11 protein-coding genes are annotated in these 15,401 nt (G+C 56.2%); 2 read left to right on the top strand and 9 right to left on the bottom strand.

Annotated elements, in window-relative coordinates; translation table 11 throughout:
* Positions 1 to 211: 211 nt before the first annotated feature.
* Positions 212 to 499, top strand: coding sequence for a DUF4212 domain-containing protein (locus tag SH421x_RS03190; protein ID WP_488853944.1), 288 nt, complete (start codon positions 212 to 214; stop codon positions 497 to 499).
* Between the two features lie 8 nt (positions 500 to 507).
* Positions 508 to 2,376, top strand: a complete 1,869-nt coding sequence (locus SH421x_RS03185; protein WP_488853943.1) for a sodium:solute symporter family protein — start codon at positions 508 to 510, stop codon at positions 2,374 to 2,376.
* A 142-nt stretch (positions 2,377 to 2,518) separates the two neighbouring features.
* On the opposite strand, the gene SH421x_RS03180 is transcribed toward SH421x_RS03185, so the two are convergent.
* From SH421x_RS03180 to SH421x_RS03140, 9 genes are all read right to left on the bottom strand, one after another.
* Positions 2,519 to 2,785 carry a hypothetical protein gene (locus SH421x_RS03180; protein WP_488853942.1) on the bottom strand — a complete coding sequence of 89 codons (267 nt, stop codon included), beginning with the start codon at positions 2,783 to 2,785 and terminating at the stop codon, positions 2,519 to 2,521.
* A 374-nt stretch (positions 2,786 to 3,159) separates the two neighbouring features.
* Positions 3,160 to 3,873 carry a response regulator transcription factor gene (locus SH421x_RS03175; RefSeq protein WP_488853941.1) on the bottom strand — a complete coding sequence of 238 codons (714 nt, stop codon included), beginning with the start codon at positions 3,871 to 3,873 and terminating at the stop codon, positions 3,160 to 3,162.
* 74 nt (positions 3,874 to 3,947) lie between these two features.
* Positions 3,948 to 4,616 (bottom strand): phosphate signaling complex protein PhoU, encoded by a 669-nt coding sequence (gene phoU, locus SH421x_RS03170; protein ID WP_488853940.1) that lies wholly within the window; start codon positions 4,614 to 4,616, stop codon positions 3,948 to 3,950.
* A gap of 135 nt (positions 4,617 to 4,751) precedes the next feature.
* Complete coding sequence (gene pstB, locus SH421x_RS03165; protein ID WP_488853939.1) at positions 4,752 to 5,666, bottom strand: phosphate ABC transporter ATP-binding protein PstB; 915 nt, start codon at positions 5,664 to 5,666, stop codon at positions 4,752 to 4,754.
* A 27-nt stretch (positions 5,667 to 5,693) separates the two neighbouring features.
* On the bottom strand, positions 5,694 to 8,234 hold the full coding sequence (locus SH421x_RS03160; RefSeq protein ID WP_488853938.1) for a phosphate ABC transporter permease PstA: 2,541 nt from the start codon (positions 8,232 to 8,234) through the stop codon (positions 5,694 to 5,696).
* A complete protein-coding gene (locus tag SH421x_RS03155; protein WP_488853937.1) occupies positions 8,231 to 10,927 on the bottom strand; it encodes an ABC transporter permease subunit in 2,697 nt (898 codons plus the stop codon). Before SH421x_RS03155 ends, SH421x_RS03160 begins: the two co-directional genes overlap by 4 nt.
* Positions 10,928 to 11,047: 120 nt before the next feature.
* The gene (locus tag SH421x_RS03150) at positions 11,048 to 12,019 is read right to left on the bottom strand and encodes a PstS family phosphate ABC transporter substrate-binding protein (protein ID WP_488853936.1); all 972 of its coding nucleotides are present in this window, start codon (positions 12,017 to 12,019) and stop codon (positions 11,048 to 11,050) included.
* Between the two features lie 304 nt (positions 12,020 to 12,323).
* Positions 12,324 to 14,099 carry a hypothetical protein gene (locus SH421x_RS03145; protein ID WP_488853935.1) on the bottom strand — a complete coding sequence of 592 codons (1,776 nt, stop codon included), beginning with the start codon at positions 14,097 to 14,099 and terminating at the stop codon, positions 12,324 to 12,326.
* Positions 14,083 to 15,399 carry a DUF1501 domain-containing protein gene (locus SH421x_RS03140; RefSeq protein ID WP_488853933.1) on the bottom strand — a complete coding sequence of 439 codons (1,317 nt, stop codon included), beginning with the start codon at positions 15,397 to 15,399 and terminating at the stop codon, positions 14,083 to 14,085. The genes SH421x_RS03145 and SH421x_RS03140 overlap by 17 nt, the downstream gene beginning before the upstream one ends.
* Between the last annotated feature and the right edge of the window lie 2 nt (positions 15,400 to 15,401).

Raw genomic sequence — 15,401 nt, 5'->3', positions numbered from 1 at the left:
ACAAGTGACCCTAGAACGGAGCTGAGTTGCTGCCAGAGATCAATCAGGAACGGACACTTATCAAACACTTTCCCTTGATTTTTCCTCGCAGCAACACTTCACCCCTTTCCCCCGATTCTGGCCCCGCTACTTGACACAGGGCGGCTCTTCGATTCCCCTAGACGGCGCAAATTCAAAAAGTCTCTGAATTTCCTGTCGTTTAGGATTACGCATGTCAGCCCCCTCTGATGAACAGCCAAAGGCCGCGCCAGCGCGTCCCAATATCGCTTACTGGCGCGCCAATCTGGTCGTCATTGTGATCATGATGATCATCTGGGCAGTCGTCTCGTTCGGCTGCTCGGTCTTCTTTGTCGAGCAACTTAACGCCTGGCATTTCGGCAGTCTGCCGCTGGGTTTCTGGTTTGGCCACCAAGGAGCGATGTATGTGTTTGTGGTCTTGGTCTTCGCTTATGCGCTGATCATGGATCAGCTGGATAAGAAGTACGGGGTAAAGGAATAGATCGCACCATGTTTGACTTCCCCCCCCTGCTTGGCTTTGTCGAGCTGACGAGCACTGTCTGGACGTACATCTTTGTCACGATCACGTTTTTCATTTATCTCTACATCGGCTGGAAAAGCCGTGTGAAGGAGACGAGTGAGTTTTACGTCGCCGGCGGCGGCGTGCCGGCGATCGCCAACGGCGCTGCGACTGCCGCTGACTGGATGAGCGCCGCGTCGTTCCTGTCGATGACCGGCTTGATCGCCGCCAGCGGCTACGATGGCACGGTTTACCTGCTGGGCTGGACCGGCGGCTATGTGTTGTTAGCGCTGCTGCTGGCTCCGTACTTGCGCAAGTTTGGCCAGTACACGGTGCCTGACTTTGTGGGCAAACGCTACTACAGCGAGACGGCTCGAGTGGTCGCCGCGTTGTGTGCAGTCTTCGTATCCATCACCTACGTCGCGGGACAAATGCGGGGAGTTGGCCTCGTCTTCTCGCACTTCCTAGCGGTGCAGGTTGAAGTAGGCGTGGTAATCGGGATGGTGATTGTCGCCTTCTTCGCCGTATTGGGCGGCATGAAGGGGATCACTTGGACGCAAGTCGCCCAGTTCTTCATCCTGATCGCGGCGTTTTTGATTCCGTCGATCGCGTTATCAAAGATGCTGACCGGACATTACGTTCCGCAGATTGGGTTTATGACCGGCGATATCCATGAGCGGGTCGATGCGTTGCACGCCGAACTTGGTTTTCAGGCCTATACCCAGCCGTTCACGAATCGCTCGCAATTGAACGTCTTTCTTACGATGTTCGCTCTGATGACCGGTACGGCCGGCCTGCCGCACGTAATCGTCCGCTTTTACACGGTCGCCAACGTCCGGGCCGCTCGATTTAGCGCCGGCTGGGCGCTACTGTTTATCGCGCTGCTTTATACCGCGGCGCCGACGATGGCCCTGTTTGCGCGCTACAACTTGCTCAGCACGCTGAACGGCGCGAAGATCACCAGCATTGAAGAAGGAGCAAACGAAGCGGGCGAAAAGACCGGCAAGCAGATCTATCACTTGTCAGCGGTCGCCGCCGATGGGACCGAGACCCCGATCCATTGGATCAACGCCTGGCAGATAACGGACCTAGTCGTCTTTGACGACAAGGACGGAGACGGCGTGATCTCGTTGCAGAAAGATGGCGACAAGTTCGCCGAGGCGACCATCGACAAAGACATCCTGGTGCTGGCCACTCCGGAAGTCGCCGGCTTGCCGGGCTGGATCGTAGCGATTGTCGCAACCGGCGGTTTGGCCGCCGCGCTCAGCACCGCCGCCGGCTTGCTGCTGGTGATCTCTAGCTCGATGGCTCACGACTTGTACATCCACTTTATCGACCCCAAAGCGTCCGAAGCCAAACGGTTGCTGGTCGGTCGCATCATGATCTTGGGGGCGATCGTCGTCGCCGGCTACTTTGGGATTATCAAACCTGGGTTTATCGGTGAGGTCGTTGCATTTGCGTTCGGACTTGCGGCGGCCAGTTTCTTCCCGATTATCTTCCTGGGGATCTTTGATCGCCGGACTAATCGCGAAGGAGCGATCTGCGGCATGATCACCGGGATCGTCTTCACCGGCGGTTACATCCTGGCCTGCAAAGCGAACGTGATCCTGCCGTTCCTGTTTAGCGAGCCGCTGATCACGCCGATGCTGGCCAACTGGACCGAAGGAGGGATCTCGCCAGAGTCGATCGGGGCGGTCGGCTGCATGCTGAACTTTGTGGTGACGCTGGTCGTCAGTCGACTGACGCCTGCTCCGCCAGAAGAGATCCAGCAACTGGTCGATGACGTCCGGATTCCGCGTGGCTCGCACGCTCCAGAGGCTCACTTCGACGAATCCGACGCCGAAGCCGACAATCCCTAGGCCGTTTTGGCAAAGGCCTGAGCAAGCGCAAAGTGAAAGCCGCATCGGGGTAGATCCCGTGCGGCTTTGGCGATTTTGGTAGCAGTCTTGTGGAGACTGCGGCGACGACGGCTAACGAAACCAAGTCGAATGCAACGCGCTATTAGGCGATCTGCAGCGGCTGGCTATCGAGATGCCGTGCGGTGCGGAAATTGTCAAGGCGTTCTTCCTCGACAAAGTAATAGAGATTGTCACTAGGGCTATAAAGCCCTTTGACCGACGCGGCGCTGACATCGCTGCGTACTAGTTTGCGGCTTGAAACAGCCAGTTCGCAAAACTCTTCCGGCTCGACAAAGCGAGTCCGTAGTTCCTGGCGAAGCAAATCTCGTTTTTGGGCTAAGGTCATACCAGCCAATTTCCAAACTACCATGTCGAACTTCGTCCTTCCTAAATCCGTCGTGGCGAAGCGTAAAATCCTAGGCAGTGGAAATCCGTTTCACACACGCTGGCGTCCTCGTTGACGCCAGAATCACCGCTTTTCGCTACCCCATGATAGCAAAGCTAGCGGCGGCTTCGCATCGCCGATGAAGAACCCGAAAGTCCCGCATCCGCGAAGCGAGGAAAGATCGCAGGTTCTTATTGTCGCTAAGTTAAGACCTTCCGCAACCTGCCCGCCTGGGGATGCTTGTGGCCGACCACAGAAATGCGCGAAATGCGCAAACTCAAGACTTAGTGACCAACTGTTGACTAAGTCAAAACAAGGCAAAAGTCATTGCAACACAGTCACTTACGCCACTAAAACTTCTACTCAAAAGGAGCAACGCCCCAGACCGGCTCCCGAAATCGGTAGCCTACCCCCCGAATAGTTTCTATTAGATTTGCTTGTTCCGCCAGCTTCCGGCGGATCGTTTTGATGTGAACGTCGATCGCGCGGGATTGAGCAATCGCGCGAGAGGGAGCAGCAGGGGAACTCTCGTGCTCCGTTCGGCCTGCCTCGAAAAGATCCTCACGAGAAAAGACGTGCCCCGGTTTGGCCATGAGGGTCCACAACAATCGAAACTCGGTTGGCGTCGCACCAATCGAGATCCCGTTGAGCTCTGCAAGGTAACGCGTACGGTCCAAACGCAAGCCATGCTGCTCACGGATGACGTCATCATGCCCTGCCTGACGAGCACGGCTGAGCAACGTCTTCACTCCTTGGGCCAACAGATCAAGCGCCAAGGACTCGGCCAGCAGAGAATCGAGGGATTGACCTTCGTCGTCAATGTCGGAGGGTCCGACGCCTGGTGTTACCAGAAAGGCTGGCAGTTGCTCTGGCCGCATCCGACTGCTGATGCGGCGGCACATATCAAACGAATCCGGCGAGTGATGCCCGACCAACACAATGTCAGGGGCGTGAATAATCGCCTGCTCGAGCCCATCCTCCGAGTCAACCGCGGTTCGCACATCGCAGCCTGATTGTCGCAGATTATCAGCCAAAGCGGCGCTAAGCCTCCCCTGACGGCCGATAATAAGCACAAGCCGGTTGTTCATTGTGAAAGTGTTGCGCGGGGGGGCCAATGAAACGAAAACTAACCAGCGAACGATCGCGACTAGGGAGCTCGGTCCCCTCCGCGACGCACCAATTCACCCTCGACCAGGTAGACGACCGTTTCTGCAATGTTCGTCGCGTGATCGGCAATGCGTTCGACATGCCGCGAGATCGTTAACATCTCCATCATCCAATCGAGATCCTCAGGCCGCTGGCGAGCGCCGGTCTTAAACCAGTCGTACATGCTCAGATGCAATGCATCGACCTTATCATCGGCGGCGATGATTGCGCGAGCTTTGACCGCATCACGATCCAGCAGCGCATCCAAACTTTGTCGCAGCATCTCGACCGAAGCTTCTTTGGACTGTTGCAACAACGGCGGCAGATCGAAATGGGCGCCTGAGTTGAGCAAGCGCAATACTCCTTGGCCGATATCGTGCGCCTGATCGCCAATCCGCTCAAGTTCGTTAATGACGGTTTGCACGGTGATCACAAATCGCAAATCCGAAGCGACCGGCTGAAACAGCGCCACCAAATGCAGCGACTCTTCGGAGATCTCCAATTGCATCGCGTCGATATCGTCGTCACGATCGATCGCTTCCTGAGCCAGCGCGCGATCTTGCTCTTCGGCAGCGCGAATCGCCAACATGACATGATCTTCGACCATTGAGCCCAGCGTTAGCAATTGGCGGCGCAGTTGGTCGATCTGCTTTTCAAAATGAACCGACATTCTATTTTAATCCCTGTTTTGCGCGGTTGACGCGTCGTTTGTCGCTGATGCCGTCATTCATGTCGCCTATCACTAATACCGTGGCCAAGTATTTCGCTGCAACCGGCGGCTTGCTAGGTGATATGCAATGCTCGCTTAACCAAAGCGGCCGGTGACGTAAGCATTCGTTTCTGGCAGTTTTGGATTGGTGAAGATGTCGACAGTCGGCCCAAATTCGACAAGCCGTCCTAGATACATGAACGCCGTGTAATCGCTGATCCGCGACGCCTGAGTCATGTTGTGGGTCACGATCAAAATCGAGTACTCGCCGCTCAGCTCGCGAATCAAATCTTCAATCTTGCTGGTTGCGATCGGATCGAGCGCAGAGCAGGGTTCGTCCAGCAACAGCACTTCCGGCTCGCTGGCGATCGCGCGGGCGATACACAATCGTTGCTGCTGCCCGCCAGAGAGACTCAGCCCGCTCTCATGCAATCGATCCTTGACTTCATCCCAGATCGCGGCGCCTTTGAGACTCTGCTCGCAAACCCCTTCCAACACTCCCCGATTCCGTTCGCCATCGATGCGGAGCGGGTAGATGACGTTTTCAAAGATGCTCATCGGAAACGGGTTGGGTTTTTGAAACACCATCCCCATGCGTTTCCGCAGTTCAATCACGTCGACGCCGGCGTCGCAGATCGAGTCACCGTTGAGGACGATGTCACCTTGGATGCGAACCGTATCGATCAAGTCGTTCATCCGGTTCACGCAGCGCAGCAGCGTCGACTTGCCGCAGCCAGAGGGTCCGACCATGGCGGTGACCTGCCCTTTGGGAACCGGCATGTTGACGTTGAACAGCGCTTGCTTTTCTCCGTACCAAAGGTTGAAATCCTTGATCTCTAGTACGCACTCTTCGCGTTTCACCGACTCGTGAATCACCGAATCAAAATCATGCCCTTGGGCAATCATTTCGAGTCGGTTTTGACGCGTCTCGGCAGGCGGCTGGGAGGAAGGAATCTCGTTCACGCTGTTTCTCATCTGAGGGATATGCTCAATTTCGCTAGGCGTCGTCATCGTATCGCCGGGCCTCCGCGGACAGGATTAGAATTGCCCTGGTTGGAATCGCCGTCGCAAGCGAGCGCGAAGCCAGATCGCCGACAAATTCAATAGCGCAATCACGCCGATCAACAGTAATGTGGTGGTATAGACCATCGGTTTTGCGGCTTCGCTATTTTGACTTTGAAAACCGAGGTCGTAGATATGGAACCCAAGATGCATAAAGCTACGATCAAAATGTAAAAACGGCGGCGAGAAGTCGATCGGCAGCTCAGGCGCCAGCTTTAGCACGCCGACCAGCATCAGTGGCGCCACTTCGCCGGCGCCGCGCGCCATGGCCAGGATCATGCCGGTCATAATCCCCGGCAAAGCATGCGGCAGTACGATCCGCCAAATGGTTTGCCACTTGCTGGCGCCGCAGCCATACGAGCCTTCTCGCAGTGAATTCGGAACCGCCGCAAGCGACTCTTCGGTGGCGACAATCACCACCGGCAGCGTCAACAGTGCGAGCGTAATGCTGGCCCACGCCAAACAACCTTTCCCAAACACCGGGTTCGGCAAGTGCGCGGTAAAAAAGCCGTTAAACTCTGGAGTGGTCGCCAAAGCGACCAAAAACAGAGCGGTCGCAACCACCCACAACAACAACGCGAACTTTCCCAACCATTGATTGCGTCGGCCGGTCAATTGACGCCGACTGCCAACTGCATACATCGAGACCATAAACGCGCCGCAGGCAGTCGCCGCCAAGACGGCGAGCAGCAGATACCAGCGTCCTGATGACATGACTGGCAGATCTGCGTTCCGCGGACCGCCGTCAATAAAACGCCCTACATTGCCGATCAAAAATGCAAACCCAAAGACGCCAAACACAATGCTGGGCACGCCGGCTAGGTTGTTGATACTAATGCGGATGGCGCTGACGATCGGCCCCGGCTTGGCGAACTCGCGCAGATACAGCGCGGCCAACACGCCAAACGGAACCACCAAGATCGACATGATCATCGTCATCGCGACCGTTCCCCAGATCGCCGGAAAGACGCCCCCCTCGGAGTTCGCTTCGCGAGGGTCATCCATCAGAAACTCGCTCCAGCGCGAGACATAAACACCCATCTGGCCAAGCCAGCTCAAGCGATTGGCCGGAAAGGCGCGGACGATCTCTGACAGCGGAATATCTTTGTCGATCTCTTGTGCGGTCTGCATGTGCAACACGTAACGATCATTCTCTTCGTTCAACTGACGAATGCGATCCTGCAACTTGCCGGTACGCTCGGTTGATTCTTGGCGGATTCGCAGAAAATCATTGACCGCTGCTTGCGTGGATTCCGGCATTGCGTTGACCAACTGCTGGATCTCCACGATGCGCGCCTTGGGTTGCGCTTGCTGCTCGGCCAGATCAGTCGCTAAGCCTTGAATGATTTGTTGGGTGAATTTTGCCAGCGGCGAATCAGCCCCATCGCGCTTTTCGACTTGGCGCAAGATCGCCTGATTGTTTTCGCCCACCTCGCCCAGCAGGGCGACTTCCGCTTGCAGGCGAGCCAGTTCGTTGGCCAGCTGCACGATAAAGACGCCGGGATGTCTGATCTCTTGATCACGCAACGCCAAGCGTGCGCGTTCCTCATTGCCGTTGACTTCGCCAACTTCAAACTCTTCAATCTCTTTGCGTCGCGCCGAGCGGCTGATGACTTCGTGATGAAACTTGTTGTAGTTGTCCCAAGCAACTTCAGGACCAACCGAGGCCTGGATGATGCTAACGACGTTTTGCTCGTCCGGCTTGGCGTCAGCCAATGGAGTGATTTCGCCCGACTGCAATTGGGCCCGCAATTCCCCTTCCAGCGATTTGTGTTCGGCGATGAACGCGTTGATGTTGGCGGTCCGAATTTTGTCAAGCTCCGCTTCCACCGGCGCCAGCGCTGTTTGCAACTGCTCGGCTTGCTCGGCGTCGCTGATGCGGTAGGAGTTGCTTTGCAATAGCTGTACGATGTTATTGAGTTGCTCTTCTTCCGCCGAGATCGTCCGCTGGTGCGACAACTTAAACTCGACCGGCATGCCGTAGAACCGCCCCCAAGAGAGTCGTTCGATCACCATCGCCCACTCAGGCAACGTCACTTCGGGCGAAACCATTTCGAATTCTGAAACGGAATGGTAGTGCGTGCCTTCACGGTCAAAGTTCGCGATGATATCGAAGTTGCCGGTTCGGTACTGCCGTCGTTCGACTTCAAACGGAACATTGCCCGCCGCTGCAAATTTCTGCTGAGCGATCTCGCGCGCCTGTTTCAGCTCTGGTGGAAACGAACTGATCAACTGTTCGGTCAGCTTAAACTTTTCGACGCCGGCCGCTTCGCCCAAATAGACCGCTCCGTCCACCGTTTCGACTTGATAGAGTCGTCCTGGCCAGAAGGTGCGCATGCCGTTGTAAACCACCAACGACAGCAACCCAAAGATCATCAGCAAGCAAAGGGCCAATGAGCCGCCGGTCAGCCAGACCATCGGCTCACCCTGTGCAAGGAGCGACAGACCCGGCTTCGAGACGTGCCCTCGTTTCTCCCGCGGCGCGGCGGCAGCGTCGTTTTCAGCAGGCGAGGTCATAGTTGATAGGCTCGTTTACGGAAACGCAGCCGCACAATCTCGGCCACGGTATTGATCAAAAAAGTAAGGACAAACAGCACCAGCGCCGCCGCAAATAGCATCCGAAAGTGGGTGCTGTTCTCAACCGCTTCCGGCAGTTCAATGGCAATTGTCGCACTCAAAGTGCGGAAGCCGCTAAAGATGTTCCAATCTGTCACCGGCGTATTGCCGCCTGCCATCAGCACGATCATCGTCTCGCCGACCACACGTCCTAGCCCGATCATCATGGCCGAGAAGAGCCCGCTCATTGCGGTGGGGATCACGACGCGAACGGTCGTTTGCCACGGTGTTGCTCCACAGCCCAACGACGCCGATCGAAGATGTCTAGGGACCGTCGCCAGGGCGTCGTCTGCGATGGTGTAGATGATCGGAATAACCGCAAATCCCATCACAAAGCCAACGACAAACGAGTTGCGCTGGGCGTAGCTATCCATCAACGTCCCGCGTGGATCCCATGCCGCGGCGCCAAAAAGGGTCGGCAAATAATAAAGTAGCGCAGAAAGCAACCAGGCGGTCGCAAACGTCAGCAGCACCAGCGATGCAAACTTAACCAAGCTCAGCATCGCAAATTGCATGCGGCTCCAACGCAGCGCCCTAGCTCTTAAATAGGGATTGATGACTGCGCCATTCACAAAGAAAGCGAACATTCCCGCTAGCGGCAACAGCATCATGAGCCAGCCGACGACGCCGGTCCCGTGACCGTCGAGCCACGATTTGACATCGCCGTCAAACGCGATTTGCTCAACCCCTGGCGCTAGGAGATAGGCAATGCCTAGCCCCAGAAACAGCACCGGAATCATAAACCAGAGACGCCAAGGTTCGAGCCGCAAGCCAATCCGGCGGGGGATCAACTGCCAAAGCATCGCCGCCATGATAAAGGTGAGCGGTACAACGACGATAGTTGTTAAAAAATAGGCTAAGTAAGAATCCACGATCGGTGCAAATACCATCGCCGCCAGAAATCCCAGCACCACGCTGGGGAGACTGGCCATCATCTCGACCGTCGGCTTTACGACCGTGCGAACTTTGTGGGTCGTAAACTCGCTGGTATAGATCGCCGCCAACAGCGCGATCGGAGCGCCGAACAGCATCGAGTAGAAGGTCGCTTTCAGCGTTCCGGAGATCAGCGGGTAAAGCCCTAGCTTCATTTCCGGTTCGACGCCGGCCGACGAACTTTGCCAGATCTGTCGCGGCTTGGGATAACCCTCGTACCAGACCGGCAAGATGGCTGCGCTGACCGAGACTTCTGGGTGCCGTGGGTCAAAGTCCCACATCGAAATCCCGGCTGCCGATTCGACCAGCAGGCCGTCGTCTTTAGGCGTGATGAGTGCGGTGAGCACTGGAGTAGCTGCGGGTAAGTTGCGCTGCAGGACCAATCGTTCGGTTGTCATGTGATAGACGCGGAAGCGGCCAGTCTCGTAGCCAACCGCCAACATGCGGCTGCGCTCGGAGGGTCGCATCGAAACAACCTTTTCCCCCGACGCCGACTCCAACTCATGAACACGCGCCAGTGTGAAACCGTCACTCGTTTTTCGGTCTTGCAACGCCGGATCGATGGTTTCGGCGGCGCGAACCAAAAACCAACCGCTCGCGTTCCCTTGGCTATCGCCAACAAATATCGTCGTGTTTCCTAAGATCAAATCGCAGACCGTCAACTCGGCGGTCGTATCGGGAAGCAAATCGACCTTCTCGGCGGGTTCTAGCTGAAATCCATCGTCACCCAGGCGGCGGACAAATCGTACGGTCTGACCTGATTTCCAGGCCAGCAGTACGTCGCTTCCGCGTGCCGTCATCAGCAAAAATTGCGGGCGCTCGCCCTGAATATCTGCAATGTCGAGCTCAATCGCCTGATTCTCAAAGGTCACGTCGCCGGTGAGAAAGTCTTCGCTTTCAGTCAATGTGCAATAACGAAGTTTGCCATCGGCGGAATAGCAGGTAAAAATGCGATCCGCTACCGTGAAGGTCGCTTGATTTTCTCCCCCGCGATTGCTGGGAACATGCTCGACCAACAAGATCGCCTTCTCCGAAATCTTGATCGGATCTTGGAGTGCGGCCTGAAATGCTTGAACGCGAAACTGCCCTTGCGAGGTGACTTCTAGCACTCCAGGGTCTTCTGCTTCTGCTCCCACGCGATGAAAAGTCGCCCGTTGTCCCGGGCTCAATTCTCGCAATTCTTCGGGAACTTGAAGAACATCCTCATAGCTGGTTTTAAAGCTTATTTCACCATACTGGATCGTTCCGTCCGAGAAACCGAGCACCAAGTCGCCGCCCATGGCGACCGAAATCGCCGTTAGTCGCTTGTCAGCAAACAACTGCCGCTCTAGCAGTTTCTCGCCGTTATCGAGGCGAAACGCATCCAAACGCCCATCTTCAAACAAGACCCAGCCAATCGATCGGTATTCGTCAATGGCCAGATGAACCGGCTTTGTCTCTCCCCAATGTGATTGTCGCGTCGCTTCACCAGAGAGTGAAGCAGGCAGTCCCAGCGGCGCCACACGGGCGACCAGGACGACAAAGACAGCGAGAACAGCGACAATTGTGCCGATCCCCCCCACGGTAATCACAAACTCGGATATTACATCCGCAGCAGCGACTCCCCATCGCGTCTTCATGCGTCGGCGGCGACCGGGAGAACTCTTTTCGTCTTGCGACATGTATCTGGTCTAACTCGACGATCGAATCGCCGATTCCAAGACGCCTAATGAATAAGAAAAAACGTGCCGTTTCAGCCAATCGCAGAAACGGCGCGTAAGACAATTTTCAGAACCTAGCCGCTAATCGACGATGCCGATCATCGCAAGTTGCTTCTTTGCAACGGCGGCGGGCAACGGCAAATAACCATCTTTCACAACGGCCTCTTGCCCCTCTTTACTGAAAACGTACTTGATAAACTCGCGACGGAGCGGATCAAGCCGAGTTCCCGGCTTGTGATTAAGGCTGAGGAACAGGAACCGTGAGAGTGGATAATTTTTGACATTTTCTAGGCTGGGCTCTACATATTTATTTCCGGTCTTGGAGATCGGCACGACGCGAATCGCAGCCGTCTTGTAGCCGATGCCGCTATAGCCAATCCCTGCTTGATCATTGGCGACCCCTTGCACAACCGAAGAGCTGCCCGGCTGCTCTTTGACCGAAGTCTTGTAGTCCCCTTCAAATAGTGCGTTCTCTTTGAAGTACCCGTAGGTTCCCGAAGCCGAGTTACGACCATAAAGACTGATCGACTCGCTCTCCCATGCCCCCTTCAAACCAACTTGACCCCAAGAGGTAATGTCCTGCTTCCATCCCCCCTTACGCGTGCTGGAGAAGATTGCATCGACCTCAGGCATCGAAAGACCTTGGATCGGATTATCTTTGTGAACGAAGACAGCCAGCATGTCGATCGCCGAACCAAGCTGCGTCGGTTTGTAGCCAAACCGCTTCTCAAACTTATCAATCTCGCTGGCTTTCATCGCTCGGCTCATCGGCCCAAAGGTAGCCGTCCCGTTAATCAGCGCAGCCGGCGCCGTGGAAGACCCCTTCCCTTCAATCTCGACTTTGACGTTCGGGTAATACTTATTGAAGCCTTCCGCCCACAAGGTCATCAGGTTATTCATCGTGTCCGAGCCGATGCTGCTGACGCTGCCGGAGACGCCTTGGATCGGCTTGTAGGACGGCAGATCTTTGTCGACCTGAATCTGGGCCGAAGCGGCCAGCGGTGCGGTCAGCACCAAAGCGAGGACCAAAAAGCTGTTGTGTCTGAGATTCATGATGGGTGCATCCCTCTGAAAAATTTCACCGATAAATCGAATCCCCAGCTCTACTGCAGATCGCCGAAGCCGCTGGGTGCTGCCAGACTATGATGACGAACGATTGTTAAGATTCGATGAATGTACTGTGAACAAGCGTGAAAACGTTTTGCGGCAATTTCGGCGAAAATCGCTATCCGCCAATCACTAAGGCAGGGAGAATACGACAAGAGTTCGTAAATCCTCGGCGAATAATTCATGAAGAACGCGTGTGCGAGCCGCCTGACGGCAGCCCGATAAGCTAGGCCCTTTAAGCTAGGAAAGTTTAGATCGACTTGGTCCCCACTTCAACCACTGACAACAACCCATCCCCATCTCGGTCAAGTTCTTCAAATTGCGCTCGTTGCCCTAAAAATTCGGCCCAACTGATGTCTCCGTCCCCGTTGAAATCCATCGCCGAATGCCAAGCGGGGCGCCCCTCAACCGGCGCCCGGATTGTACGAGTCGTGAGCTCCGATCCGTCACGATCTCCCCCCCGATAGATAACCAGGCCGCCAAAAGTGGGAAATTCGTCCGGCGATACCGATCCATCCCCATCCTGATCTAGTGCATTCAACTTGTTTGTCGCCGCCCGCAGTTCCCGCGTCGCCAGGCGACCATCGCCGTTCTCATCAATTACAGAAAACAATGGGTCGATTAGTCCGACTCGCTGCACTCGAACCTGACAGGCCTTCACCAGGTTCACATTCACCAGCGCCGTCGATAGCTCGTCCAGGGTCGCTTTGCCGTCCCCATCGGCATCGATCGCAGCGAAGGTAAGTCGCTCGATCACATTCTCTGGCAGTTCCTCTTGCTCGAGATATTCATTCTTATCCCGGTCATAAGTCTGCAGCAAATTCTGGGCGCGAGCAAAGACCAAGTCCGCGACTCCCGATTCGTCCTCAACCTGGATCAGCAATTGACTATTCTCAGCAGCCAAAGCTTTGCAGGAGCGAAACACCGAATCCTGTAACTCATAATCTTGGTCAGGCAAAACAGTTAGCGTGAAAAAGTCGGCGTCCTTTGCACGTTCACCAAACCGAATCTCCAGCGTGGCGCTCGGCGGCAACTGCGCGATGCGGGGGACTTCGCGATACTCGAGATAGCCGTCTTCATCTTCATCCACCAGCTTCAGCGGTGATTCTTCGCCAAAAACGGTCGCAATCTCGACGGCTGAGCCAAAGTTGTAAATCGTCTCTATCGAACGCAGAACCTGCGGCCAAGAGGTCTCTTCATCCAGCACGAACGCTCCCAACTCGCCGCGCCAATCAGAATTCGCCGACATCCCCATCATCGGACTGCGCGGCGGCGCCAACTCGGCGGTAGAGATGATGCCATCGGCGTCGGCGTCTCGCGCACGCAACAGACGATCGGCAGCGGCGATTTCGTCGGCGGATAGCGACTGGTCGCCATCTTGATCCAGCTCGCGCAATACGTCTGACTGCTCACGACTGCGGCGGAAGGTGGAATAGGCGCGAGGATCGACCGAAAACTCCCGCGCCTTGCCGCGGTTGCGCGTTAACATCCGTGCAGTCTCATCAGCGTCAACACGGCCATTGCGATTGACGTCATATAACTTGATCAGCCGAACACGCTCTTGCGGATTCAAAAAAGAGAGATTGCCCAGTTGCCCGCGATTAAACTGCGGGTTGTCGGCCAGTTCGTCCCAGGTCGAAATTCCATCTCCATCGGTATCAGCCATACCGATCACTTTTTCGGAAAGGGCAAAGAGCGCCTCCTCAAACGGGCGACCATCAATCCAAAGATAGACCTCCAACAACAACGGTCGCCTAGCAGCCATGATTAGCAATTTCTGCGGTGCAGGCCGCATAACAGCCGGAGCTTCGACCGTTGGTTCAGCTACAGCGGCGATCACGGCTTCCTTTGGCAATTCCTTGACGGGCGGCGGCATCTCTGCTGCATCAAGCTTCTCCGGCGCGACGAATTCGCCGGTCGTATTGGCGGACGGGGATGGCGATGCCGGCTGTTGGGCAGGGCGACAGGCGCTCAAGCCAAGCAACAGCATGCAGGCCAACCAAAATGGATTAGGACAACAACGCACGGATCGGAGCTCCCTCACTGATCTTGATCGGGCGTGACAATGGCGAGACGTTCTCTGTCGCCGGATCGACTCCGACGGCTGCACACAACGTCGCGATCAGATCAGGAACCTCCGTCTTGCCGTCGACAATCTCTTCGCCCCCTGGGCTGGTCGAGCCATACGCTTGACCGCCAGCAATCCCGCCGCCTGCCAAGACGCAGCTCCAAGCGTCCGGAAAATGATCGCGTCCTGCGTTGGCGTTGATCTGTGGAGTTCGCCCAAACTCGCCCATCCACAATATGGTGGTTGAATCGAGTAAACCACGTTCATCCAGTTCGCGCATCAACGTGGCCCAGCCGCGGTCCAGCTCTTCCGACAACGTCTTTACGCCGGCGAAGTTCGCTTGATGCGTATCCCAGCCAAGCCCATCGGCGCCATGCGTGACTTCGACAAACGGCACGCCCCGCTCGATCAACCGCCGCGCGATCAAGCATCCCTGACCAAAGCGACCATTGCCATACGATTTGCGAACTTCGTCGGGTTCTTGGTGCAAATCAAACGCGGCCGCGGCGGTGGGATTCATCATGCGGACAGCGCGGCGAAAGATCGTATCATGCGACTTGGGCGCCTGAGCGTCGCGAAGCGCCAAAAAAGACTCTTGTTGGCCGCGCCACAGTTTCATCCGCGCCTCGGCTCGCTCTGGAGAAACTTCGCCCGGCAGCTGAAGATAGTCGACCCCTAAATCTACCGGACCGTTCGCGGCGGCAGCAGGATCGGCCGGACCATACGTCGCCCGTTGGCCAACCGTGGTCGCAGAGTGCTTGGGTCCTAAAAAACCTCCGCTGATAGCCGCTTGGCTAAAAGCCGAGTTGGGATTGACGGCGACAAAATTTGGCAGATCAGCCTGCGGATCACCTAAGGCTTTCGACAGCGATGCGCCGATCGCCGGATAACGCAGCGGTCCGCCGGGGCGTTCTCCGGTGTGCATCAAGTAGGCGCCGCGTTGGTGATCCCCTTCTTTGGTGCTCATCCCGCGCAAGATCGCCAAGCGATCCGCTTGCTGGGCCAGTTGCGGCAAATGCTCGCTAAACTTTAGCCCCGGCACGTTGGTTTCGATCTCTTTGTATTCACCGCCGTTCGCGTGTCCCGGCTTGAGATCAAACGTGTCGAGCTGGCTCGGCCCACCAGCCATCCACAAGACGATACAGCGGCGTTTAGCCGGTTGTTCACCGGCAGCTTCCACCAGCGCCGGCAACCACGCACAACTTGCGGCGCCAACCAGCGCCTGCTGCATAAATCGACGTCGCTTGAGATTGGCCATCG

The organism is Blastopirellula sp. SH421 (genome assembly GCF_057808535.1).
This window is presented reverse-complemented; position numbering and strand designations above follow the sequence as displayed.